Genomic DNA, 23,217 nt, shown 5'->3' on the forward strand with positions numbered 1-23,217 from the left:
GCGACCAATGTAGACCCGGTAGTCGAGCTTCCTGAGCCACTACTAGAATTCGTGGGTTCGGCATCGACCAGCATCGAGGGGGTTCCGGTGACCAGCAGGGCAATCCAGACCGAAGCGCAGCATCCACACGGCGATGAGACGGGCAACGACGGTCTCCGACGTGGGCTCAAGTCCCGCCACCTGCAGCTGCTCGCCATCGGCGGTGCGATCGGAACGGGGCTCTTCCTCGGCTCGGGGACGACGATCAGTCTCGCGGGTCCCTCCATCATCTTCGTGTACGCCATCGTCGGGTTCGCGCTCTTCTTCGTGATGCGCGCGCTGGGGGAGCTGCTGCTCTCCAACCTCGGATACAAGACCTTCGGGGATGTCGCTGCTGACCTCATCGGGCCCTGGGCCGGGTACGTGGTCGCCTGGACGTACTGGCTGGCGTGGGTCATCACGGTCATCGCCGACATCGTGGCGATCACCGGGTACGTGGCGTTCTTCAACGACGACATCCCTGCATGGGCACCGGCGATCGCGACGGCGATCGGCCTGCTCCTCCTGAACCTGCAGCCCGTGAAGGCGTTCGGCGAGACGGAGTTCTGGTTCGCGATCATCAAGGTCGTCGCGATCCTCGCTCTGATCGCCGTCGGCATCGTCCTGCTCGTGACCGGGTTCACGAGTGCGGACGGTGTGACGGCGTCCGTCTCCCACCTGTGGGATCAGGGCGGCATGTTCCCGTTCGGGATCAGCGGCTTCATCCTGGGGTTCCAGATGGGGGTCTTCGCCTTCGTCGGCATCGAACTCGTCGGAACGGCATCAGCCGAGGCTGAGGACCCGGAGAAGAACCTGCCGAAGGCCATCAACTCGGTGGTCGTTCGCATCCTCGTCTTCTACGTGGGGGCCCTGGTCATCATCATGTCAGTCACTCCGTGGAACCTGATCGAGCCCGGGGTGAGTCCCTTCACGTCCATGTTCGAACTCATCGGCTTCCCGGCCGCGGCGATCGTCGTGAACCTGGTCGTGCTGACGTCGGCGGCCTCGAGCGCCAATTCCGGCTTCTACTCGTCGACGCGGATGCTGTACGGCCTCGCGAAGGACGGTCAGGCCACCCGGCGGTTCGGGCTCCTGAATGCACGCGGCGTGCCGACGCAGGGCGTCTTCTTCACGACGGCGTTCCTGTTCGCGGCCCTCCCGGTGCTGGCTCTCGGTGACAACGTGATGGCCGCGTTCACCGTGGTGACCTCGGTGAGCTCGCTGAACTTCATCGCCACCTGGACGTTCATCCTGGTCAGCTACCTCATGTTCCGGAAGAAGCGTCCTGAGCTCCATGAGGCCTCGAAGTTCAAGATGCCGGGCGGACGCTTCATGCCCTGGGTCGTGCTGGCGTTCTTCGCCTTCATCCTGGTCGCGCTGTTCCTGGGGGAGGACACTCGTGCGGGCCTCATCGTCCTGCCCTTCTGGTTCCTCGGCCTCGGGCTGATGTGGCGGTTCGTGATCAGCAAGCGGGTCGCGCGCGCCAGAGCGGAAGAGCGCTCACCGTCTCAGTCGGAGAAGGCCTGACCACGCGCGCCGACGATGGACCTCAGCATCGAGCGGAGGATCCCGAAGAAGCCGAGGAGGCCGATCACGGCGCCGAGCAGGTTGAAGAGCTCCAGGCCAGGAGCCAGTGTCGGGCCGCCTCCCGCGACCACGAGCACGATCGCGAGGATCACCGCAGTCAGCGCGACCGCGGTGTCGATTCCCCGGCTCACCAGCCCGCCGAGCCAGCTGCGGTCCTGGCGGTCCGAGAACGGACTCACTCGCACGCTCAACTCGCCGTCCTCCAGCTTCGAGACGATCGTGTCGATGCGGTTCGGCATTCGCGCCGCGTATGCGGCAGCGACGGCGGCCTTCGCCTGAGCCGTGCCGATGACCCGCTTGAGGGCGAGCAGCTGCTTCAGCAGCTCGGGCACGAACGGCAGCGCCCGCTGCACGAAGTCGAAGTCGGGCTCGATCACTCGCAGGCAGCCCTCGAGCGTCGCGAAACTGCGGAACGCGGACGCCAAGGTGGAGGGAAGCGCCAGGTGGTGCTTCCGGATGACGTCGAGCATCATCGTGAAGATCGATCCCTCTCCGCGCGGCCAGTGCTGGACCGAGGTGAGCGCTATCCCGATGTCGTGTCGGAACGCGTCGACGTCGAGGTCCTCCGGCGCATCCACGATGAGGAGGAGCGCATCTGCCGCTGACACGTCGTCGTCGCTCGCCGCGGAGAGGAGGAAGGCCGCAAGATGTTCGCGCTGACTTCGCTGGACGATCCCGATCGCCCCGAAGTCGATCAGGCCGAGCGAGCCGTCGTCACGGATGAACACGTTCCCTGGATGCAGATCCGCGTGGAAGACGCCGTAGACGAGGATCTGCTCGATAACTGTCTCCATGAGCGTCTGAGCGAGGTCATGGCGTGCTTCCGGGCCGAGCGCTCCGAGCCGCTCGTCAGCTGAGCTCAGCGGGCTGCCGTCCATGACATCCATCGTCAGCACCCTGCGGGTGCTTGCCGCGGCGTAGACGGAGGGGACAGCGATCTCCTGGAGTCTCGGCGACCCCGCGTGGATGTCGCGCATCGTGCTCTCGATCATGTGCACATTGCGGGCCTCGACCCGGTAGTCCAGCTCTTCAGCGAGCGTGGTCGTGAAGCCGGCAGCCATCGCGGAGAGACGCATCTCCCTGCCGAGTGCCGTATGAGTCTCCGCGCGGTCCGCGAGGCGCCCGATGATGTCGACGTCGGCCTCGACCTGCGCACGCGCGTCAGGTCGCTGGACCTTGACGACCACGGGTGTGCCGTCGACCAGGCGGGCGCGGTGCACCTGGGCGACGGAGGCCGCGGCCAGGGGAGTGGAGTCGATCTCCCCGAACACGGTGTCCAGCGGCACCCCGAGCTCGCTCTTGAGCACCGCTTCGATCTCGGGCCATGGCACGGTCGTGGCGTTCGACTGCAGCCGAGCGAGGGCGGACAGGTAGGGCTCTGGCACGAGGTCTCGCCTCGTCGAGAGCACCTGGCCGAGCTTCACGAAGGTGACGCCGGCGTTGTTGATCGTCGTGACCAGCGCATCCGCTCGCTGCTGAGCGGTCGTGCGCCCCTCGGTGGCAGTGCTCCGGCGTCCGTGCAGGAGCCACCCTGCGCCGTCGCGCGAGGCGATCGTGAGGATCTGCAGGTACCGCTTCGTGCGGCTCCTGCGGCGAATCGCGGAGCGCACGAGCTCGATCGGGTTGGGGAAGGCCCTGGTCGGGATCGTCGCCTCGAGGGCCACGAGGATCAGCACGCCAAGCGCGAAGATCCACGAGACGGCGAGGAGGACGACAACGACGACGACCGTGAAATTGGTCTCCCCGTCTTCGAGCTGGTCGACGCCCGTCTCCCGGATGATCCAGTTGCCGAACGGGATCGAGGCGATCACGACGAGCGCACCGACGATGATCGAGCGGATGTAGCCGATCGGCACACCGAGGACCCGGCGGGCGACGAGCCCAACCAGGATGGCGGCGAGGATGGCGACGGCGATCAGCAGGGCGTTGGCGAACACGGCGCTCCTCGTGGTGTGGGGTCCCGCCCAGGCTAGCGGCAAGGCCGATCGTCAGGCCACGCCAGGGGTCGAACCGTGCCTGTCCTGCCGCTCGGCCGCAAGCTGCAGCGCTCCGGCGGTGACTCCAGTCAGCGCAGGAAGGGGAGGTGGGGCGCGGCGTCCTCGGCAAATTGACGCAGGATGCGCCGCTGCGTCTCGGCCGGGTAATCGAAGGGGAGTGCGATGACCAGCTCGTCAGCCGCGTGGATGCCCGCATCGTCGATGAGCGCCTCGGCGATCTGCTCGCCTGATCCGTGCGCGACCCGGCCGAACTGGAAGGGCAGCGGCCCCTCGCCGACATTGGCTGCGCGCTCGGCGTCGCGCTCGAGCAGCCACTCCAGCTCAGCGCGTTCCGTCGTCGAATCAAAGGGCGCGATGGCGCGACTCACGGACGCGAAGGAGGGGGATGAGCGCACCTTGGCGTGCTCTTCGCGGTACGTGCGAATCGATTGGGCCTGGGTGTCCTCGAAGCCGAGCTCGCCGATTTCCGTGTTGAGCGTCGACAGCTGGAGCCGCAGCCCGCGCGTGCCGGTCTTCTTCGCACTGGTGCCGCCACCAGCGCCGTAGGCGACGCGGTCTCGCAGGCCCGGACTGTGCGGCTGCACGGTGAGCTCGGCACCCGCCTTTGCAAACGAGAGATCCGATTCGGCCGTCGCGACCGTGCGCCCCTCGAGCGCGACGAGGAAGCTCGAGAGTCGAGCGTCGACGAGCGCCCTGATGTCATCTCCCTCTATCTCGCCGAATGCCTGCGAGAACGTCGACTCCGTGGCCGCGTACCCGGAACTCAGCCCCAGCTCGAGCCGGCCCTCCGAGAGCAGATCGAGCGTCGCCGCGTCCTCGGCGAGCCGCACGGGCTGCTCGAATCGCAGGGGAGTGACGCTCGTTCCGATCCGGATTCGCTTCGCACGCTGCGAGACCGCCGCGAGGAACGTGAACGGCGAGGAGAGGTACGTCTCCAGGTGGCGGTGACGCACGTAGCCGGTGTCGTAGCCGAGGTCCTCCGCGTACTCGAAGAGCTCGAGGCCTTCCTGGAGTCCGAGCGAGCGGTTCGAGGACACGCGCGTGTGCTCGACGAAGGCCAGGAAGGAGAGGCGCTTGCGGGTGGTGGCTGCGGGGTGCGTGTCTGACTCGCTCATGATGCCCTCAGCATCCCGCTGGCCGGGGAGTTCGAATGGCGCCTGGGTCACGCGACGTAAAGACCGGTAAGACGACGAAAAGCCCGATCTCGTCCGATGGCCGCGCAAGAGCGTTCGCGCGTCTTATCCTTCGCGCAGCAGGCTCCGTGCTCGATCGATTCTGGCGTGATTCTCGATCGGCTCGGGCGAATCGCCCGGGGCGTCGACTCCGTCAGAGCTCGGTGAGCCGTACAGCGTCGTCGTCGAGGCAGACCGGGACCGGATCGAGCGGGTGCGGGCCTGGCCGCAGGATGCTGTCGACGGCGGGGAGGAGGCGTGGCGCGGCGAACGAGGACAGACAGTCTGCTCGTAATGTCATAATGTGCATTATCGGATGTAGTGGAACCTAGGCTGGCCTGCGCCAGTTCTGCCTCGGTGATCAAGTAGGCTGTGAGTGCACGGTGAGTACTTCGCCGTGGCAGACTTCGTGGCCTGAGCCACATCGAGATCCTGGGAGCCGACACTCGTGAGCGTTCTGATTGCCATCGGTTGCATCATCATCTTCGGCGCCGGACTCTGGTGCTACGGCCTGGCGTTCCAGGTCGACGGCGACACACTTCGCCTCCTGGTCTTCCTGGCTGGCATCCTGCTGAACTCGCTGGCACTCTTCATCCCGTGGCAGCTCGTGGGACAAAGCCGCAAGTAGCGACCGAAGCCTCCCGCGCGGTGTTCACCCCCAGCATCGACATCAGCGTTCGGATCAAAGCTCCAGCTGAGCTCATCTGGCAAGCGCTTGTCGATGAAGACCTGCGCGAGCTCTGGTGGGCCGATTCCGAGTTCAAGACCAAACGTGGCGCGAAGATCACGGCTCGGTCACTTCGACCCGGTAAGAAGAAACCCCGGATCACCACGGGAAACATTACCAAGATCGACGCCCCGGAGGAACTCCACTTCACGTGGAAGACGAAATCCGGCGATTTCGAGACCGATGTCGTTCTCATCGTTGTCCAGCAGAAGGACAAGAAGAGCAAGGTGAGAGTGCTCGAGCAGGGATTCCCCCGCGGTGACTATGCCGAGATCCACGTGGCCAAGTACCGCGATGGCTGGCGTGAGCACCTCCTCCAGCTCCAGGAGCTGTTCGAGGATGGACCAGGCCGGAAGCTCGCGACGAACTCGCTCAAGAACGCCTGACCTCCAGGTCGTCGACGCTCCTCGGCGATACCAGGAATGACCATGCCCGGACCAGATGGTCCGGGCATGGTCATTCGTGAAGGCAGGATCCCCGCGTCTAGGCTCCGGTTGCGAAGCCCGATGTGTCGCCGATGAGGCGGATGTTGTCAGCGGGAACCGGCTCGATGACGGCCTTCGTCACCTCGGCTGCGAACTCCTGCACGTTGTAGAGCTTGCCGGCTTCTTCGCGACGGGCGGCGATCGCGCCCGGGTTGAGGCGATCGAGCAGCGTGGCGGTGATCGTGCCCTCGATCATGTCGCCGGAGACGACGACGAACTCGATGCCACGCTCAGCGAGCTCCGGAACGCGCTCGAGGAGAGCATCCTCCCCTGCGCGCTTCGAGCTGGCGACTGCCTCGTACTCGGGCATCGTCGGCGTCGTGCGGATGAAGTGCGCCTGGTGGCTCGTGACGAAGACGACACGGCCCCCGTCGCGCATGAGCTCGAGGGCGCCCGTGAGCGTCTCGACCTGCGCGTCGCGGTTGAGCTTCAGCGCGTAGTCCTCGCCGAGGCCCGACTCCATGCCGCCGGAGGCGTTGAGGACAAGCACGTCGAGGCCCCCATACTCGCGCTCGATGGTCGAGAAGAGCTCTTGGCGGCTCGCGGCGTCAGTGAGGTCGGCGCCGACGGCGATCGCGGTGCCGCCATCGGCCGAGATCGCGTCGACGAGCTTGACGGCCCGCGCTTCCTTGTTGCGGTAGTTCACGACGACCTTGGCGCCAGCCTGCGCGAGGAACTTGACGGTGTCCGCGCCGATGCCGCGGGAGGAACCCGTGACAAGCGCGCGCTTGCCCTCGAGTGCTCCGGCGGCCAGCGGGTTGAGAATCTGTTCAGCCATGTGCTCGATTCTATTGGGCGTGACGAGGGCCGGGCGCACTACCGTAGGACGCATGCAGCACCCGTACCTGGATGGCGCTCCCCCACGTGTCCTTGCCCACCGCGGGCTCGCGCTGCGGGCCACTGAGAACACCAGCGAAGCCTTCCGTGCCGCCCTCGACGTCGGCGCCACGCACATCGAGACGGATGCGCGAGCATCGAGCGACGGGCGCGCGGTGCTCTGGCACGACGCGACCCTCGAGGGCTTCGACGGGAGCGATCGCAGCCTCGCCGACTCCCCCGTCGCCGAGCTCTCGCGGCTGACCTCGGCCGGGCGCACTCCTGGCGCGCGGCTGCTGCCCCTCGATGAAGCACTCGACGCGTTCCCCCAGGCTCGATTCAACATCGACGTGAAGTCAGCGGATGCGGTCGACGCCGTCGCTGCCGCCGTGCGACGGGCCAACGCGCAGCGACGAGTGCTCGTCACGTCCTTCTCAGCTCGTCGCCTGCAGCTGACCGCGAACCTCATTCCAGACGCAGCTCGCGGTGCCGCGAGCTCCGCCATCGCAGCTGCGCTCGTCGCAATGTCACTGCGGTCGCGACGGATGCTCCATCGAGCGCTCCGGGGCGTCTCTGCGGTGCAGATTCCCGAGCGAGCCGCGCGCATCGACCTGCTCTCCCCCGCGAGGCTGCGAGCCTTCCACCGCCACGTTCCGGAAGTGCACGTATGGACGATCAACGACCCGTCGAAGATGGCGGAGCTCCTCGACCGAGGCGTCGACGGTCTCGTGACGGATCGCGCGGATCTTGCCGTCGAGGTTGTTCGAAGCCGCAGGAATGTGTGAGTTTCGAAGGAAAAGAGGGAACGCGCGGGAATACCCCGGCACAATGGGACGTTGGGACGATAGAAGTAGAACCGCACTGACGAGGAGAGGAGGTCAGCAATGGCTGATCGGAGTCTGCGCGGAATGCGGCTCGGCGCACAGAGCCTGCAGAGTGACGAGGGCGTTGTCCTTGTCGACCGCCAGGTGCGAACGTACGAGACGACCCTGGGTGAGCGCTTCGCCGTCACCTTCGCCGCTGAAGCGGAGGTGCCCGAGGTCTGGGCGTCGCCGAAGAGCGGCAACGAGGGTCGTCTGCTTGACGAGGGCGGCGAGCAGGTCGCCTATGAGGCGCCGGAGCAGAAGCACCAGCGCACTCACTGGGACATGCTGCTCGAGCGTCGCACGCGGGAGGAGCTCGAAGAGGTCCTCCAGGAGCGGCTCACGTTCCTGCGCTCACGGCGCGGAACCAAGGGCGCGAAAGACGTCTGACCCCCGCAGGTCGCTCAGCGAGCGACCGTGACTGTCGAAAGGGACGAGGCCTCCAGGCTTCGTCCCTTTCGTGTGTCCGGTCGCCGCACCACCGCCTCGTCCGTCTCGGACTGATCCGGCTCGGCTAGCGTTGCGGGATGCGCGCGGTCGCGATGCTCATCCGCTGCGTCTTCGAGCTCCCTGCGCCGACCAGCAGGCCCAGCCCGAGCACCGCGAGGGTGACCTCGATACCGCGCCCGAACAGCACCGCTGGGGTGAGGCCATCGGCAAGCGGGACATCCACGATCATGACACCTGGCTCGTACCAGGGCAGCTCGGCGAGCACGCTGCCCTCGGGTGAGTAGATGGCGCTCAAGCCCACGGTCGACGCCTGCACGATGGAGCGGCCCGTCTCCATCGAGCGCAGCCGTGCGAACGCGAGCTGCTGTGCCGGCTCGTCGGTCTTCCCGAAGTCGGCGTTGTTGCTCGGTGCGAAGAGCACGGTGGCCCCCTCGAGGACCGCGTCGCGGATCAGCACGTCATCGACGATGTCGTAGCAGATGTAGGTGCCTGCCCTGATGTCACCGACCTCGAGGATGCTGTCGCGCTCCCCCGGCGAATAGCCGCGCCCGATCAGGCCGATCAGGTCGGGGGCCAAGGAGTACCAGAACTCGCGATCCGGGACGTACTCGCCGAACGGAATCGGGTGCTTCTTGTCGTATTGGTCGCCCCAGCCGTTCTCCGCGTCCCAGACGAACTGCGAATTGAAGAACCGGTCGTCGTCGGCGGTCGCGCCCTCCTCGACCGTCACGGCGTTCGCCACGATCGGGGCAGTGTATTGCTCGCTCAGCTGGTCCAGTGTGCGGCGCACTCCGGTCGAGGTCTTCGGGTTGAGGTCGATCGAGCCCTCTGGCCACAGGATGACGTCGACATCGGCGTCATCCGGGATGGTGAGGGTCGCATCGACATGGCCGAGGAAGACGTCTCCGGGGTCTCCGTCGACGAAGTAGGCGGCCTCTGGGGTGTCACCCTGGACCGCGGCGATCCGCGCGGAACCGATCTCGTTCGTCGGGTAGATGGGGACAACCGCGACGACGAGAACGGCTGCTGCAGCCGTCGCCCAGGTCACGGGTCTGACCCGGGCCCGCCCCAGCTCCAGGGCCAGCGCTACGAGGAAGACCATGACGAAGCCCATGCCCGAGAGTCCCAGCCACGACACGAGCTCAGCGAAGGGACTCGCCGACTGCGACTGTGCCACTCTCCCCCAGGCGAAGCCTCCGTACGGCCAGGCCGAGTAGATCGCTTCGCGCAGCGTCCACAGCCCCGCGACCGCCGCCGGGACGAGGACCAAGCGTCGCGCGCCGCCCTCCCAGCGCGCCGTGAGACGACGGTAGGCGAGCGCGATGAGCACCGCTCCCCCGGCCCAGAACAGCGACGAGAGGATGCTCAGCGCACTCCACGGGATAGGGCCGAGGAAGAGCGAAGCCCAGGCGATGAGCGGGAAGTAGTAGGCGAGCCCGGAGGCCAGGCCCACGAGGAACGCTCCTCCGGCGGAACGGTGCATGAGGGAGCAGAGCACGAGCCCGATGCCGACGAAGGCAAGCGGCCACAGCGCGGGTCCTGGGAAGGCGGCTCTCAGCAGCAGGCCACCCGCAACGGCAGCCATCAGGGAGAGCCAGACGGACCTCACCCCACCCCCGAATAGGCAACGATGCCCCGACGCACGCTGCTGGACGCCTGTCGGGCTGTCGTCGCGAACTTGCCCTCTGCGACCTTCTCGATCTGGTCGAGCACGTCGAGCACCTGCTTGCACCACCGCACGAAGTCGCCCGCCGCGAGGTTCGACTCCTCGAGGACTCGCTCGAGCTCGGCGCCATGCGCCCAGTGGAAGATGGCGGGGGCGAGGTTCGTGGCCAGGCGCGACGAGCGTGGCACGCGGTACTTCTCGGCCAGCTCGTCGAGCGACTGCCAGTGCTTCTCGGTGGTCTGCATGGCCCCGCGGAACGCTCCGCGAGGAAGCTGGTACTCCTCGAGGGTCTCCTCTTCGCGGCGCGGCTCGTAGACGAGGACTGCAGCCATGGCGGCAAGCTGCTGGGGGTTCAGCTCGTTCCACACCTGTCTGCGCAGGCACTCGGCGATGAGCAGGTCACGCTCGCCGTAGATGCGCGCGAGCGTGCGGCCGTGGTCGGTCACGGCGAGGTCTTTGTCGCCGCTGTCGGCGGGGGCCAGGTAGCCGAGATCCAGCAGGAGTTCGGTGATCCGGTCGAAGACCTGCGCGACGGCGCCCGTTCTCGACTCGATCTGCCGGGTCAGCTTGTCGTTGTCGTGCTTCAGCTTCCAGTAGCGCTCACCCCAGCGAGCATGCTGCTCCCTGTCCGGGCAGACATGGCAGGGGTGCCGCTTGAGGGCGTTCTGGAGCTGCGTCAGCTTCGCCTGCCTGCGCTCGCGCGCGGCGTGCTGGTGCGCCTCGTCGTGGGGGATGCGCTTGCGCTCGAGATCGTTGAGCTCGCGGCGGATGCGCGAGTACTCGAAGAAGTCGCCGAGGTGGCAGTTCATGCCGTCCTCGTAGCCCGCGAGGGCCTCCTCCTGCTGACGCACTCGCTTCGCGAGGTCGACGACTGCTCTGTCCGCCTGGAACTGCGCGAACGATGACTCGAGCACGGAGCGGGTACGCGCGCGTCCGAACCGGTCGATGAGGTTGACCGCCATGTTGAAGGTCGGTTTGAAGCTCGAATTCATCGGGTAGGAGCGACGCGAGGCGAGCGAGGCGATCGCCTGGGGATGCATTCCGCCGACCCACTGCACGACTGCGTGGCCTTCGATGTCGATGCCACGGCGGCCTGCTCGTCCGGTCAGCTGCGTGTACTCGCCGGGAGTGATGGGCACTCGCGATTCGCCGTTGAACTTCTCGAGCTTCTCCAGCACGACCGTGCGGGCCGGCATGTTGATGCCGAGCGCTAGCGTCTCGGTCGCGAAGACGAGCTTCACGAGCTTGCGCTGGAAGAGCTCCTCGACGACTTCCTTGAACGCAGGCAGCAGCCCCGCGTGGTGGGCGGCGATGCCGCGCTCGAGGGCTTCCGTCCACTCGTAGTAGCCCAGGACCGCGAGGTCCTGATCGAGGAGGTTGCGGCAGCGGTCCTCGACGATCCAGCGGATCTCGTCGCGTTCCTCGCGAGTCGTCAGCGAGACGCCGGCGCGAAGCACCTGGGAGACGGCCTGGTCGCACCCCTTGCGGCTGAAGATGAAGTTGATGGCAGGCAGCATGTCGGCATCGTCGAGCATGCGGGTCAGGCCCGCTCGGTCGGCCCTGGCCGTCTGGAATCGCTGCTCCTTCCAGCTGCTCCCCCGGCCCCTGCGTCCGACGCGGTCGCGGTCGCGGCCGTCTTCGCGCCGCCCGCCGCCGCCCTGCGTGGCCCGGACGAGGTCGGGGTTCACACGGTCGGCGATGTCGCCGTCACGGGTCTCGAAGAGGTCGTAGAGGCGCTGGCCGACGAGCACGTGCTGGAACAGCGGAGTGGGTCGCTCCTCGGAGACGATGACGTCGGTGTCGCCGCGCACAGTCTGCAGCCAATCGCCGAACTCCTCGGCGTTCGAGACCGTCGCCGACAGCGAGATGAGTCGCACCTCGCTGGGAAGGTGGATGATCACCTCTTCCCAGACGGCACCCCTGAACCGGTCGGCGAGGTAGTGGACCTCGTCCATGATGACGTACGCGAGATCGTCGAGCAGGTCGCTGCCCGCGTAGAGCATGTTCCGCAGCACTTCGGTGGTCATGACGACGATCCGCGCGCGCGGGTTGATGTTGACGTCTCCCGTGAGGAGGCCGACTTCGCTCTCGCCGTAGCGGCGCACGAACTCGCTGAACTTCTGATTGCTCAGCGCCTTGATCGGCGCCGTGTAGAAGATCTTGGCGTTCGGCTGGCGCATGGCGAGGAAGACGCCGAACTCGGCGACGACGGTCTTGCCAGCGCCCGTCGGCGCCGCGACGAGCACGCTCTTGCCGGCCTCGACGCTCGCGCAGGACGCGATCTGGAACTCGTCGAGGTCGAAGCTCAGTTCGCGACGGAACAGCTCGAACTGCTGCAGCTGAGCGCGGGACCTGCTGGCCGCGAAGCGCTCGGACGGGCTCGGGGTCATGCAGCCGACGCTTCGGCCGCCGCCAGCTCGGCCTCGAACTTCTTGTGCTTCTTCGCGCGCCGTCGGTCGTTGATCATGGCGATGCCGACGGCGAGGAAGTACAGGCCGAGCATTGGGGCCATCAGGAAGAACATGGAGAGGACGTCAGCCGACGGCGTTGCCATCGCCGCGAAGAGCGCGACGAGCAGCACGGCCGTGCGCCACCCCTTGAGAATCGCTGAGCCCGTGATGACGCCCGCGAAGTTGAGCATGACGAGGATCACCGGGAGCACGAAGGCGATGCCCACCGCGATGCACAGCGTCATGATGAGCTTGTAGTAGTCGCCAGCGCTGATGAGGCTCGCGCTGTCCTCAGGCGCGAAGCTGACCATGACCTCGACGATGCGGGGCATCAGCAGCCAGGCGACCCAGACACCAGCGAGGAACAGCGGGATCGCCGTCCCCACGAAGCCGATGGCGTACCACCGTTCGTTCTTCTTGAGTCCGGGGACGACGAACATCCAGATCTGGTAGAGCCAGACCGGCGAGGACAGGATCACACCGAGGCCGAGGGAGATCTGCAGTCGCAGATCGAAGGCGCCCGTGATGCTCTGGAAGTTCAGGTCCGCCGTTCGACCGCGGGTCTCAGCGATGTCGTGGATGGGGGCGGCCATCAGGTTGAAGACCCAGTCCGTGAGCAGGAAGCCGCCCACCATGCCGAGCACGATGCCGATCGCGGAGATGATGAGCCGGTTGCGGAACTCGATGAGGTGCTCCGCGAGGCGCATGCGCCCGTCAGGATCGCGCCTGCGGTCCTTCTTCGCTCTCTTCGGCGTCGCCTTCGGTGCTTCGACCGGGGACGGCCCCTCGCTTGGCTGGAGGGTCACGTCAGTTGGATGGACCAGTGGTGCCCCTGGCGTCGGAGCTCGGGGCAGCGGGCGCCTCAGGAGCCGGCGCTGCCGGAGCGGAGTTCTGAACGGGAGGCGTCACAGGTGCCTGCGGCGCGGCGGGCGCCTGTGGCGCAGCGGCAGCAGGCTGCGAGTACACGTCTGTCGACGGCGTGCCGTCGACCTCGTCGTCCTTCTTCATGTTCTTGACTTCACCGCGGAAGATGCGCATCGACTGTCCGATGCTCTTCGCGAGGCCCGGGAGCTTCGGGGCGCCGAAGAGCAACAGGACGATCACCAGGATGATGATGAGGTGTGGGCCAGTCAGATTCGGCATGGTGTCAGTTGCCTTTCACAAGGTGTTCATATTGAAACGGGTCTGCGGTCGTCAGCTCACGGCCACGCTCGAGGCGTTGCTCGTGACGCTGCTCTTTGGTTTCGTCGAGCGCTTCTTTCAGCGCACCTCGCTCGACTTGGACCTCGCGGAGACCGCGAACGATCGCATTGCTCCGTGGAGGCGTGAATGAGACGAGCGTTTGCGCACGCTTCTCGAACGCCTCGAGGAGAACCTCGAGGCCCGCCAGCTCGCCCTGCAGGAGGACGACCTTCTTGAAGAGCCAGTAGCCCAGTGCACCGAGCACGCCAAGCAGGATGAGCACGAGGCCCACCCAGATGAGAACCCAACTCCACCACGGCATAGTGACTCCAACGATACCTGGTCTGCGCTGAATCGCCAGTCACCCGGCGTCGGCCCGCCGTCGGGGTTCAGCGCTCGTCGTGCTCGCGGAGCGCCGTAGCAGCCCAGTCGGCGACGGCAGCACGCGCGGACGCGGGCGCCATGACGCGCATCTCCCCCGCGTTCCCGGCGATAAGACGGGCAAGATGTCGCATCGAGGCGATCCGGACCTGCACGGTAGCGCGTCCACGTTCGTCGACAGCCGGCGCGGGCTGACCCGGCGGCAGGTAGTCGCGCAGGAGCGGCAGGACAGCGGCTCCAGCCTCGATCGTGACGAGGACATGATCCTCGCTCGGCGTGAAGATCGGGCGGGACGTCTCGACCGCAGGATGAGACTCGGCAGAAACATCCGTGACCACCGCCTCGCGCATTCGGTCGAGCCGGAACACGCGCTCGGCGTCGCGCTCCAGGCACCAGCCGCGCAGAAACAGGTCGCCGCCCAGGGTCTCGAGTGTGAAGGGATCCACGTGGCGCATGCTCTCCTCGCCGTCCTCGCGCCGGTATCGGAAGCGCAGGCGCGTTCGCGTGGCGAGAGCCGCTGAGACGGCGTCGCGGGCAGCAGGAGGCTCAGCGGTCGAGCCGAAGGCGAAGTGGGGCGCTGCGCCGCTCGCTCCGAGCTTCCGGAGGAGATCGTCGATGCGGTTCTCATCGACGAGTCGAGGGAGGCTGCGCAGGAACCCGAGGCCGGCGATCACGGCTGCCGCTTCTCGGTTGGACATGCGCGGCGCTTCCTCGAGGGCGACGAAGTGGGTCACCTCGATGAGGTCGTGCGCCTCGAAGGCATCCCAGTTGATGTCGAAGAGGTCGAGGTGGCTGTAGACCCCCGCATCTCCCGGTGTGCCGGACACCGCGATGAGTCGGACCGCATCCCGGACCTGCGTTGTGCTCACGCCGAAGTGCCTCGCCGCGGTCTCGACGGGCACCGCTGCTTCCTGCTGGCGCAGGTACGGCACGAGTGACACGAGGAGCGCGAGACGGTCGGCGGAGACGAAGGGGCTCACGGGGCGACCTCGCTGTGGTCGGAGACGACCGCGGTCAGACGCGCCTCGACGAGCTTGGCGAGCTGTTCAGGCTCGAGCACACGGACCTCCGAGCCGAAGGACGCGAGGCGATTCGCGAGGAGGTCCACGTCGGTGTAGCCGAGCTCGATCTCGCGCCAGGGGGTGTCGGCCGCGGACGCGACGGAGCGGAGCCTGACCTCCGCGTCCGAGCCCTCACGGACCTCGAGTCGCGCGCGCTGCCTGCGCGCGAGTTCCGCCAGCGCGTCGAGCGCTCGTGCCGCGTGCTGTTCAGGGGTCACGCCCGGGTAGCGCTTCGTGTCGACCGCGCCGAGTGTCCTCGGCGTCGAGAGGATGCGCGCCAGGAGGAACATGCGCTCGCTGGCCCGGTCGAGATCGTAGGAGACGAGCAGCCAGTTCGCGTCGGCGAACACCAGCGCAAGCGGTTCGACCCGGCGAACCCGCGCAGCTTCCTCGCCGGGCTTCGCGTACGAGAACGAGACGAGTCGCCCCTCCTCGATGGCTGTCGAGAGGGGCTCGAAGGCCGCGTCGCGAGCCCGAAGGCGCGGTGCCACGCCGACGAGGTCCTCGCTGGTGGTCTCCCCCAGCGCCTTCAGCTTCATGAGGCCGCGCCTCGACTCCTGCGAGACCGAGCCCTCGCGCCACACCTGAGCGGCCAGTGCGAGCAAGGCCGTCTCCTCAGCATCGAACTCGAGTCCTGCCGGCATGGAGAACCCGCCTTGAGGAACCCGGTAGCGAGCGAGCTGGTTGTTGCCGGGCGCCGAAGGGTCGTCGATGACCTCGACGGGAACGCCGAGGTCTCTCAGCTCGGTCTTGTCGCGCTCGAATCGTTTCTCGCGCGCGGTAGCCGCACTCCCGCTGCCGTCGCCCGAGTACCCGTGCACGGTCTCGAAGATGTCGCTCTTCGTGAGTCCTCGCTCGGTCGTCAGGAGCGCGAGGACCAGCGAGAACTGGCGCTCAGCAGCGGAGGGCGCCTTGGCTCGGGGTGTTCGCTCGCTTGCCACGCCTCGATGTTAGATCGTGCCGAGGATGTCGACGACGAAGACCAGCGTGGAGCCGGCGGGAATCGCCTCGCTCGCCTGGTCTTTGTAGCCGAGTGCGGGTGGGATGACGGCAACGACCTGCGAGCCGACCGTCTGGCCGACCAGGGCCTGCGCGAAGCCGTCGACGACACCGGTGGTGGAGAACTGGGCTGGGGTGCCGCGGTCCCAGGAGCTGTCGAACGTCTCGCCCGTCGCGAAGAGGACGCCCGTGTACTGGACGACGACGGAGCTGCCCTCCGCCACGACAGGGCCGGTGCCGAGCTTGCGTGTCTCGAGGACCAGCTCGTCCGGCGCAGTCGCACCGTCGACGATCGTGACCTGCGGAGCGCCTTCGGCTGCATCCGTCACCGTGACGAGCGTCTGGGTCGATGCCTGCTCGGCTCCCGTGGCCCGCGTCTCCGGGACCTCGATCACGTCTGCGACGACAAGCGCGGGAGGCGTGTCCGTCGCTCCGGCGTTGGCCGTTCCTTCGAGGAGCAGGGCCGCGGGGATGAGAGCGACGACGCGCGAGCCGGAAGTCACGCCATCGAAGAGCCCCGTGAGGTAGCCCGGGATGCCCTCCGCGTTGAGGTCGAGGACCTGCCCGAGCGGCGCGTACGGGCTCTCCTCGGCTTTCGTGCCTGCGTCGTACACCGTGAGGTTCGCGGCGACCGTGGAATCGAGCGTGATCTCCTCGCCGTCACCCTCGATCTCGACGCGGCGCTCCATCTCCTCGCCGAGACCTGCAACGTCGCCGATCTCGACGCTCGGCGCTGCGCCGTACTCACCGCTGACCTGGACGCCGTTGAGCGCGTCTCCGCTCGCGGCGGGGGTCGAGCTGCCGGCGCATGAGGCCAGGCCGAGCGAGATGAGGAGGGCCGCGGCGATCGCGGGGAGACGTCGTTGCATTGATCCGCCTTGCGTGGAGTCGGGAGGGAGGTTGGGGAGTCGGCCTGGTCGCTACTCGGCGGCCAGGATGTCGATCACGAAGACCAGGGTGCGTCCCTGCGTGGCTGTGGCGTTCAACGGCCCTGGCTGGGACGCGAGGCGCTCGGGAGGAAGGACGACGACGAGCTGCGAGCCCACCGGGGTGCCGACGATCTCCTGGCTCAGGCCGAAGAGCCCGTCTGTGGGTGCCATAGTGAGCTGGAGCACGTTGTTGCCGGGCGTCCACGTGGATGCGACCTGCTCGCCCGTCGTCCAGTCGAAGGCCGAGAGCTGCATCGTCACTGCCTGGCCCTCGGCGACCGGGGAGCCGTAGCCGTCGATGCGCACGTGTCGCTTCGGGGCTGCTGGCGGGTCCTGGGCTGGCATGGTGACACCCGGGGTGCCGTTCGGCGCCGTCACGACGGCCGGGATGCCGTCTTCGGGGGCGGCGATGCGCCCACCGGCACTCGACGGGTATACGTCGAGCACATCGGCGATGGCGACGATCGTCATGGCCGGGTCGACGCCCGTCGACGCCGCGGCTTCGCCGAACAGGATGCTCGCGGGCATGACGGCGACGACGCGCTCGCCGGTCTGCGAGCACTCGATCGCCTCCGCCAGCCCAGGGAAGGTGTTCGCGATCGTCGCAACACTCGTGGGCGCCGAGGCGCCGGACTCATCCGCAACCGTCGGGCTGTAGGGAACGAGCACCTCGCCGCCGGCGCCGTCGAGCAGCTCGAAGTTGGCTCGCACGACTCCGGACGGAGTGACCGGGTCGCCGGTTCCGACGCCGTCACGTGTGGTCTCGAGAGCGGTCACCGACAGCGGATGCGGCAGGGTCGCACCGCTGAGCTCGCCGAATGCGCCGTCCGCCGAGATGCTCGTCGACGCGGTGCCCTCCACCCCGGGCAGCTCGCACGCCGCGACGTCGAGCTCGCTCTCCGGCCAGGTGACGCAGCCCGTGAGGGCGATCGCGACGGCGGACGCGGTCAGCGCGGCCCCCGCGAGTCGGATTCGTGTGCGATTCATTCGCTTTCTCCCTCTGGTCGGGTGCTCTGCGCCTCGGTGTCGTCCTGCTGCGTCTCGGGGGCAGCCGGCTCGCTGCCCTGCCCCGAGGTGATGGCCGCGCCGCGCTGCGCGAGTCTGGCGCGCTTGCGGAGCACCTTGTCGCTCACCTGTCGGTCGCCCAGCGATCCCGGCGTCCAGATCTCCACGTCCTCGTCGCTGAAGTCCGACTTGGAGGCTCGGCGCTTGAGGTTCGGCAGGACGGCGCCATCCGCGAGGCGGCGGGCGGTGAGCAGGAAGCCGGTGTGACCGATCATGCGGTGGTCGGGACGCACCGCGAGGCCCTCGACGTGCCAGCCGCGGACCATCGTCTCGTCGGCATTCGGATCGGTGAAGAGTCCGGTTGCGCGGATGGCCTCGGCGACGCGGGACAGCTGGGTGACCGTGGCAACGTAGCAGAGCAGCACTCCGCCGGGCTTGAGGGCGTCCGCGACGACCTCGAGGCACTCCCAGGGGGCGAGCATGTCGAGCACGGCCCGGTCGGCCGTCCCGTCGGCGTGCTGCGCGGGGAGCGCTTCGGCGAGGTCGCCGAGCACGAGGTTCCAGTTGTCCGGCTTCTCGCCCATGACGCTGATGACGTTGCCCTCCGCGACCTGGGCGAACTCCTCCCGGCGCTCGAAGGACGTGAGCGAGCCCGTGCCCCCGAGCATGCGCAGGATCCAGAGCGAGAGCGCGCCCGAGCCGACGCCGGCTTCGATGACGCGTGCACCAGGGCGGATGTCGGCCTTCGCGAGAATCGCCGCGGCATCCTTCGGGTAGATGATGGCGGCACCGCGCGGCATGGACATGACGATGTCCTCGAGCAGCGGACGCAGCGCCAGGTACTGGCCCCCGTCGGTCGCGGCGATGACCGAGCCCTCGTCGACGCCGATGATCGTGTCGTGGTCGATCATGCCCTTGTGCATGAAGTAGCGCTTGCCTGGCTCCAGGTAGAGGGTGCTGACGCGCCCCTTCGGGCCGGTCAGCTGCACGCGGTCTCCAGCGCGGAAGGGTCCGCCGATGTCGGTCTGGGTCATAGCTGTGCTTCGCTTTCTCGGTTGGCGGCGTCGTCTGCCGTCTGTGCGTCTTGTCCCGTCGCCGCTGCGCTTGCGACGCGCTCAACGAGTTCGCCGAGCTCGTCGAGGGTGATGCCCTCGAGCGTGTGCGTCACGAGATGCGCGTGGTGCGCCTCGAGCGTCTGGCCGTGAGGGATGCCGATCGTCGCGCATCCGGCGGCCCGAGCGGCCTCGAGGCCGCGGCGCGAGTCCTCGACCGCGATGCAGCTCTCCGGTGCGACGCCCAGCTGCTCGGCCGCGCGGAGGTAAGGTTCGGGGTGCGGCTTGCCGTTGTCGACCTCGTCGCCAGCGATCACGATCGTGAACAGCGGGGCGTCGAGCGTCGAGACGACTGCGTCGGCGAGGATGCGCGTCGAGTTCGTCACGAGCGCGTTCGGGATGCCCGCAGCGTGCAGGTCCGTCAGCAGCTCCAGAGCTCCGGGCCGCCAGTCGAGCTCCCTGAGGATGCTCGCCATGACGGTCGAGTTCATGTGATCCACGATCGCCTGCGGCTCGAGCCTGACGCCGAGGCGAGCGAAGAACTCGGACGCGTCGGCCATGCTCGAGCCCACCATCCCCAGCTCCTGCTCTTCGGTGAGCGGAGGCAGGCCGTGGTCGCTGAGGAGGTTCAGCTGGGCGGTCTGCCAGTACTGCTCGGTGTCGACGATGGTGCCGTCCATGTCCCACAGGACGGCGGCGGGAAGTTTCGAAGGAGCCACGGGGCGACAGTCTACGGGGCGGCCGGGCGGCTGCCGACGCCCCGCCGCGTATCCTTGGACGACAGTCCATCCATGGCGAGGAGCACGGTGACGGATCACAGCGAGGCCACCACACCATTTGCGCGAGGCCGACTGCTCGTGGTCGCCCTGCTCGGTTGGAACGACGCGGGCGATGCGGCCTCGAGCGCCGTCCGATCGCTGCAGGAGGCTATCGGCGCGGACCGCCTCATCGAGGACATCGACGACGAGTCGTTCTTCGACTACTCGATCCACCGCCCGGTCATGAAGGCAGGCGTGGAGGGCATCCGGAAGATCCAGTGGCCGAGCGTCGCCTTCAGTGGCATCCCGCTTCGTGAGGCCTCGGAGACGCATGCCCCGGTCGAGACCACGGAGCTCGCGGCAGACGCGGGGCTCTCCGTGAGCTCCGACAACGGCGAGAACGTGTTCGTGCTCATCGGCCCCGAGCCGACGCTGCGGTGGCGGAGCTTCACGAAGCACGTCGTCGACCTGTGCGAGCGGGAGGGCATCACACGCATCGTGCTCGTCGGCGCGCTCCTCGCTGACGTACCCCACACCCGACCGATCACCATCTTCATGTCGAGCGACGACGCTGCGGTCCGGGAAGAGCTCGACATCGACCGCAGCGAGTACGAGGGCCCGACGGGGGTGCTGTCGGCGATCGGCGAGGAAGCGCGTTCGCGCGGCATGCTGGTGCTCTCGCTCTGGGCCTCCGTTCCCCACTACGCGCATCACTCGCCGTCCCCGAAGGCCACGCTCGCGCTCGTCGACCGACTCACCGAGATAGTTGATGTCTCGATCCCCCACGGCGAGCTCGTCACCGAGTCCGCAGAATGGGAGGCGGAGGTGACGGAGGCGACCGCGCAGGACGAAGAGATCGCGCAGTACGTCGGCTACCTCGAGCGGACGCGCGACATGGTCGAGGCGCCTGAGGCGTCCGGGGAGGCGATCGCGCAGGAGTTCGAGCGCTTCCTCGAGCAGGCGGCCGGGAAGAAGCCGCAGCCGGGGCCAGGGGCGTTCCCGACGGATCTCTCCGGGACCGCGCAGCGGCCCATGGGAGGCGACCGTCGAGCGACGCCCGAGGACGGCGCCCAGGATGCGGATGCCGCCGAGCCCGAGTCCGATGCCGCCCAGGACACCGAAGGCGGTCCCGGCCGGGAACCCCGCGACCGTGACGGTGAGACAACCGAGGGTACCGAGGACGCCGAGGACTGACCCAGCCAGGAGCGGCGGGTCTCCGAGCCAGGATCCTGCTCGGAGCTACTCGCTGGTGAGGCTCACACCCAGGAGAGCGTCGACGAGCCTGGCGACGTCGCCGTCTCTGTCGGCCGGAGGCGCCTGAACCCACTCGTCGACGATCTCGACGACTGCTGGGGTGTTCAGATCCTCGGCGATCGCAGCCCGCATCCGCGTGACGAAGCTGCTCTGCTCGGGCGAGACCGCTCCGGTGGTCGACCGCCCTGCCCGCTCGCGCCAGGCAGACAGGCGCTCGCTCGAGCGCTCGAGCTCCGCGTCGGTCCACTCCCAGTCGCTCCGGTAGTGGTGGGAGAGCATCGCGAGCCTGATCGCCATGGGATCGACGCCATCGGCGGTGAGCCGCGAGACGAGCACGAGGTTGCCGAGGGACTTCGACATCTTGGTTCCGTCGTAGGCGATGAGGCCAGCATGCGCGTACGCTCGCGCGAAGTCGGCGGCTGAGCCGTTCGAGTCCGCCGAGGTCAGCGAGATCGCGTGCGCGGCCGAGAGCTCGTGGTGGGGGAAGCGAAGGTCCCGGCCGCCGCCCTGCACCGAGATCGGGGCCCCGAGCGTGCGTGTCGCGATGACGGAGCACTCGATATGCCAACCGGGACGACCGAGTCCCACGGCGCTCTCGAAGGCGGGCTCGCCGTCTCGCGCGCTGCGCCAGAGCAGTGGGTCGAAGGGGCCGTGCTTGCCCTCACGGTCGGGGTCTCCCCCGAACTCGAGGAATGCGGCTTCCATCTCGGCCGGGGTGTACCCGGAGACGTCGCCCATCGTCCAGCTGCTGGCGGTTTCGGCGGCCGCGACGTCGTAGTACACGTCGCCGAGCTCCGTGACAGGAGCGGGCGCCGCGTCGCTCGCGACGGCGACCCGGTAGGCGAGTCCCGCGTCGATGAGCTTCGCGATGGCGTCGCCCGTCTCGGCGATGCTGTCCTGCACCCGAACGTACGCGTCGGGCGGCAGCACGCGAAGCGCGGCCATGTCCGAACGGAAGAGGTCGGTCTGCGAGGTCGCGATCTCCTGCCAGTCGCGCCCCGTCTTGGCGGCGCGCTCGAGGAGTGGGTCGTCGACGTCCGTGATGTTCTGCGCGTACCTGACCTCGAGACCCGCATCGCGCCAGGCGCGTCCGAGGGTGTCGAACGCGAGGTACGTGGCCGCGTGGCCGAGGTGCGTCGCGTCGTATGGGGTGATCCCGCAGACGTAGAGGGTCGCGATCCCATCGGGGGTGACGGTGTCCTGCACACGTCCGCTCGCCGAGTCGAAGACCCTGATCGGACCACCGCCGTTGCCGGCTACCGAGGGGACTGCAGGGATGGGCCACGAGGGAACGGTTCGCACCGGGACATCCTATGTCGCGCCCCAGCCTTCACCGTCGAGTGGAACTCCCCACCGCGTGTCAGCGTCAGGCGGCGCCGCTCGTCGGGTCCATGAGCCCGAACGACAGCAGGATGATGATGAGCGTCCCGAGTGCGATTCGGTACACCACGAATGGCAGGAAGCTGCCCTTGTTGAGGTACGCCATGAGGTACTTGATGACGACGAGGCCGACCACGAACGAGATGATCGTCGCGATGATCGTTCCGACGACGGGCGCCTGGGCCCCCTCCGTCTCTCCGAACGCGGAGACGAGCTCGTAGAAGCCCGAGCCGAAGACGGCTGGCACGGCCAGGAGGAAGCTGTAGCGGGCAGCCGACGGGCGGTCGTAGCCCATGATGCGTCCAGCCGTGATCGTGCCGCCAGAGCGCGAGACGCCGGGGATGAGGGCGAGCGCCTGAGCGAACCCGTAGACGATGCCGTCTCTCGTGTTCAGGTCCTGCAGTGCCTTCGCGCGCTTCCCGAAGATGTCGGCGAGGCCGAGGATGACGCCGAAGATGATGAGCGTGAACGCCACGATCCACAGCGACCTGAACTGGTCCCGGATCAGGCTCTGCAGCAGGAAGCCGAGGACGACGATCGGGATCGAGCCGAAGATGATGAGCCAGCCCATGCGCGCATCCGGATCGCTCCGGGGAACACTGCCGCGAAGCGAGCCGAACCAGCGCGAGATGATGCGCTTGATGTCGCCCCAGAAGTAGACAAGGACGGCCGCCTCGGTACCCAGCTGGATGATGGCGGTGAACGTCGCCCCAGGGTCCTGCACGCCGATCCACTCGCCGACGATGCGAATGTGCGCGCTCGAGGAGATCGGGAGGAACTCAGTGAGCGCCTGCACGAGTCCGAGGATGACGGCGTCAAACCAGTTCATTGCCACTGCCTTTTCGAGAGAGATTTCCTGCTGCGGCCGCGGTCGAGGTCAGGTCGGGCCCGGCGCACGCTAACACGAATCCGGGAGTCGGGCGCGGAGGGCACCCCGGAGTCGAATGGATGTGGAGCGGGGGCGTGCCCGAACCGGGCACGCCCC

23 protein-coding genes are annotated in these 23,217 nt (G+C 67.7%); 6 read left to right on the forward strand and 17 right to left on the reverse strand.

The genetic code is table 11. The features are described from left to right. The first annotated feature begins 87 nt into the window (after positions 1-87). Entirely contained in the window at positions 88-1,545 is a 1,458-nt protein-coding gene (locus ITJ67_RS08195) for an amino acid permease (RefSeq protein ID WP_194677313.1), read from the forward strand. Here the strand turns inward: ITJ67_RS08195 and ITJ67_RS08200 are convergent. The 3 genes from ITJ67_RS08200 to ITJ67_RS08210 form a co-directional block, all read right to left on the reverse strand. Continuing rightward, positions 1,527-3,542: an ABC1 kinase family protein gene (locus tag ITJ67_RS08200; protein WP_194677290.1), complete on the reverse strand. Its 2,016-nt coding sequence runs from the start codon at positions 3,540-3,542 to the stop codon at positions 1,527-1,529. The genes ITJ67_RS08195 and ITJ67_RS08200 overlap by 19 nt on opposite strands. 128 nt (positions 3,543-3,670) lie before the next feature. Continuing rightward, complete coding sequence (locus tag ITJ67_RS08205) at positions 3,671-4,717, reverse strand: LLM class flavin-dependent oxidoreductase (protein ID WP_194677291.1); 1,047 nt, start codon at positions 4,715-4,717, stop codon at positions 3,671-3,673. 211 nt (positions 4,718-4,928) lie between these two features. Further along, on the reverse strand, positions 4,929-5,075 hold the full coding sequence (locus tag ITJ67_RS08210; protein ID WP_194677292.1) for a hypothetical protein: 147 nt from the start codon (positions 5,073-5,075) through the stop codon (positions 4,929-4,931). 147 nt (positions 5,076-5,222) lie between these two features. On the opposite strand from ITJ67_RS08210, the gene ITJ67_RS08215 reads away from it, so the two are divergent. Further along, entirely contained in the window at positions 5,223-5,402 is a 180-nt protein-coding gene (locus ITJ67_RS08215; RefSeq protein ID WP_160071711.1) for a hypothetical protein, read from the forward strand. A 20-nt stretch (positions 5,403-5,422) separates the two neighbouring features. Continuing rightward, on the forward strand, positions 5,423-5,887 hold the full coding sequence (locus ITJ67_RS08220) for an SRPBCC family protein (protein ID WP_160071712.1): 465 nt from the start codon (positions 5,423-5,425) through the stop codon (positions 5,885-5,887). 97 nt (positions 5,888-5,984) lie between these two features. Here ITJ67_RS08220 and ITJ67_RS08225 read toward each other — a convergent pair whose 3' ends face one another. After that, positions 5,985-6,764, reverse strand: a complete 780-nt coding sequence (locus ITJ67_RS08225; RefSeq protein ID WP_228502436.1) for an SDR family oxidoreductase — start codon at positions 6,762-6,764, stop codon at positions 5,985-5,987. A gap of 52 nt (positions 6,765-6,816) precedes the next feature. Here ITJ67_RS08225 and ITJ67_RS08230 point away from each other — a divergent pair, with 52 nt between their 5' ends. Then, on the forward strand, positions 6,817-7,587 hold the full coding sequence (locus ITJ67_RS08230) for a glycerophosphodiester phosphodiesterase family protein (protein WP_194677293.1): 771 nt from the start codon (positions 6,817-6,819) through the stop codon (positions 7,585-7,587). Positions 7,588-7,686: 99 nt separating this feature from the next. Next, positions 7,687-8,055 carry an RNA polymerase-binding protein RbpA gene (locus ITJ67_RS08235; protein ID WP_068479689.1) on the forward strand — a complete coding sequence of 123 codons (369 nt, stop codon included), beginning with the start codon at positions 7,687-7,689 and terminating at the stop codon, positions 8,053-8,055. Positions 8,056-8,179: 124 nt separating this feature from the next. On the opposite strand, the gene lnt is transcribed toward ITJ67_RS08235, so the two are convergent. From lnt to ITJ67_RS08290, 11 genes are all read right to left on the reverse strand, one after another. Beyond that, positions 8,180-9,700, reverse strand: a complete 1,521-nt coding sequence (lnt, locus tag ITJ67_RS08240) for an apolipoprotein N-acyltransferase (protein WP_194677294.1) — start codon at positions 9,698-9,700, stop codon at positions 8,180-8,182. Positions 9,701-9,720: 20 nt separating this feature from the next. Beyond that, complete coding sequence (locus ITJ67_RS08245; RefSeq protein WP_160071715.1) at positions 9,721-12,171, reverse strand: DEAD/DEAH box helicase; 2,451 nt, start codon at positions 12,169-12,171, stop codon at positions 9,721-9,723. Continuing rightward, complete coding sequence (gene tatC, locus ITJ67_RS08250; RefSeq protein WP_236558406.1) at positions 12,168-13,037, reverse strand: twin-arginine translocase subunit TatC; 870 nt, start codon at positions 13,035-13,037, stop codon at positions 12,168-12,170. Before tatC ends, ITJ67_RS08245 begins: the two co-directional genes overlap by 4 nt. 1 nt (position 13,038) lies before the next feature. Beyond that, positions 13,039-13,374 carry a Sec-independent protein translocase subunit TatA gene (tatA, locus tag ITJ67_RS08255; RefSeq protein WP_160071716.1) on the reverse strand — a complete coding sequence of 112 codons (336 nt, stop codon included), beginning with the start codon at positions 13,372-13,374 and terminating at the stop codon, positions 13,039-13,041. Between the two features lie 4 nt (positions 13,375-13,378). Next, positions 13,379-13,696, reverse strand: a complete 318-nt coding sequence (locus tag ITJ67_RS08260) for a hypothetical protein (protein ID WP_146080545.1) — start codon at positions 13,694-13,696, stop codon at positions 13,379-13,381. Positions 13,697-13,802: 106 nt separating this feature from the next. Further along, positions 13,803-14,774: a helix-turn-helix transcriptional regulator gene (locus tag ITJ67_RS08265; RefSeq protein WP_194677295.1), complete on the reverse strand. Its 972-nt coding sequence runs from the start codon at positions 14,772-14,774 to the stop codon at positions 13,803-13,805. Then, positions 14,771-15,796, reverse strand: a complete 1,026-nt coding sequence (locus ITJ67_RS08270; RefSeq protein ID WP_194677296.1) for a helix-turn-helix transcriptional regulator — start codon at positions 15,794-15,796, stop codon at positions 14,771-14,773. Before ITJ67_RS08270 ends, ITJ67_RS08265 begins: the two co-directional genes overlap by 4 nt. A 9-nt stretch (positions 15,797-15,805) precedes the next feature. Next, positions 15,806-16,723, reverse strand: coding sequence for an FKBP-type peptidyl-prolyl cis-trans isomerase (locus ITJ67_RS08275; RefSeq protein WP_194677297.1), 918 nt, complete (start codon positions 16,721-16,723; stop codon positions 15,806-15,808). A gap of 51 nt (positions 16,724-16,774) precedes the next feature. After that, entirely contained in the window at positions 16,775-17,770 is a 996-nt protein-coding gene (locus ITJ67_RS08280; protein ID WP_160071720.1) for a hypothetical protein, read from the reverse strand. Next, positions 17,767-18,822, reverse strand: coding sequence for a tRNA (adenine-N1)-methyltransferase (locus ITJ67_RS08285; protein WP_194677298.1), 1,056 nt, complete (start codon positions 18,820-18,822; stop codon positions 17,767-17,769). Before ITJ67_RS08285 ends, ITJ67_RS08280 begins: the two co-directional genes overlap by 4 nt. After that, positions 18,819-19,559 carry an HAD family hydrolase gene (locus tag ITJ67_RS08290; RefSeq protein ID WP_160071722.1) on the reverse strand — a complete coding sequence of 247 codons (741 nt, stop codon included), beginning with the start codon at positions 19,557-19,559 and terminating at the stop codon, positions 18,819-18,821. Before ITJ67_RS08290 ends, ITJ67_RS08285 begins: the two co-directional genes overlap by 4 nt. An 87-nt stretch (positions 19,560-19,646) precedes the next feature. On the opposite strand from ITJ67_RS08290, the gene ITJ67_RS08295 reads away from it, so the two are divergent. Continuing rightward, on the forward strand, positions 19,647-20,792 hold the full coding sequence (locus ITJ67_RS08295) for a proteasome assembly chaperone family protein (protein WP_323741426.1): 1,146 nt from the start codon (positions 19,647-19,649) through the stop codon (positions 20,790-20,792). A 45-nt stretch (positions 20,793-20,837) separates the two neighbouring features. Here the strand turns inward: ITJ67_RS08295 and mshC are convergent, their stop codons facing one another. Both mshC and ITJ67_RS08305 read right to left on the reverse strand, forming a co-directional pair. Beyond that, a complete protein-coding gene (mshC, locus tag ITJ67_RS08300; protein ID WP_160071724.1) occupies positions 20,838-22,154 on the reverse strand; it encodes a cysteine--1-D-myo-inosityl 2-amino-2-deoxy-alpha-D-glucopyranoside ligase in 1,317 nt (438 codons plus the stop codon). Positions 22,155-22,218: 64 nt separating this feature from the next. After that, entirely contained in the window at positions 22,219-23,061 is an 843-nt protein-coding gene (locus tag ITJ67_RS08305) for an undecaprenyl-diphosphate phosphatase (RefSeq protein ID WP_104241188.1), read from the reverse strand. Between the last annotated feature and the right edge of the window lie 156 nt (positions 23,062-23,217).

This window comes from Pseudoclavibacter sp. VKM Ac-2867, assembly GCF_015351275.1.
GTDB lineage: Bacteria > Actinomycetota > Actinomycetes > Actinomycetales > Microbacteriaceae > Pseudoclavibacter.

Coding starts and splice junctions, on each gene's coding strand:
- ITJ67_RS08205 (WP_194677291.1), bottom strand. CDS start 4,717: ATGAGCGAGTCAGACACGCACCCCGCAGCCACCACCCGCAAGCGCCTC.
- ITJ67_RS08210 (WP_194677292.1), bottom strand. CDS start 5,075: ATGACATTACGAGCAGACTGTCTGTCCTCGTTCGCCGCGCCACGCCTC.
- ITJ67_RS08225 (WP_228502436.1), bottom strand. CDS start 6,764: ATGGCTGAACAGATTCTCAACCCGCTGGCCGCCGGAGCACTCGAGGGC.
- ITJ67_RS08230 (WP_194677293.1), top strand. CDS start 6,817: ATGCAGCACCCGTACCTGGATGGCGCTCCCCCACGTGTCCTTGCCCAC.
- ITJ67_RS08235 (WP_068479689.1), top strand. CDS start 7,687: ATGGCTGATCGGAGTCTGCGCGGAATGCGGCTCGGCGCACAGAGCCTG.
- lnt (WP_194677294.1), bottom strand. CDS start 9,700: ATGGCTGCCGTTGCGGGTGGCCTGCTGCTGAGAGCCGCCTTCCCAGGA.
- ITJ67_RS08245 (WP_160071715.1), bottom strand. CDS start 12,171: ATGACCCCGAGCCCGTCCGAGCGCTTCGCGGCCAGCAGGTCCCGCGCT.
- tatA (WP_160071716.1), bottom strand. CDS start 13,374: ATGCCGAATCTGACTGGCCCACACCTCATCATCATCCTGGTGATCGTC.
- ITJ67_RS08275 (WP_194677297.1), bottom strand. CDS start 16,723: ATGCAACGACGTCTCCCCGCGATCGCCGCGGCCCTCCTCATCTCGCTC.
- ITJ67_RS08280 (WP_160071720.1), bottom strand. CDS start 17,770: ATGAATCGCACACGAATCCGACTCGCGGGGGCCGCGCTGACCGCGTCC.
- ITJ67_RS08285 (WP_194677298.1), bottom strand. CDS start 18,822: ATGACCCAGACCGACATCGGCGGACCCTTCCGCGCTGGAGACCGCGTG.
- ITJ67_RS08305 (WP_104241188.1), bottom strand. CDS start 23,061: ATGAACTGGTTTGACGCCGTCATCCTCGGACTCGTGCAGGCGCTCACT.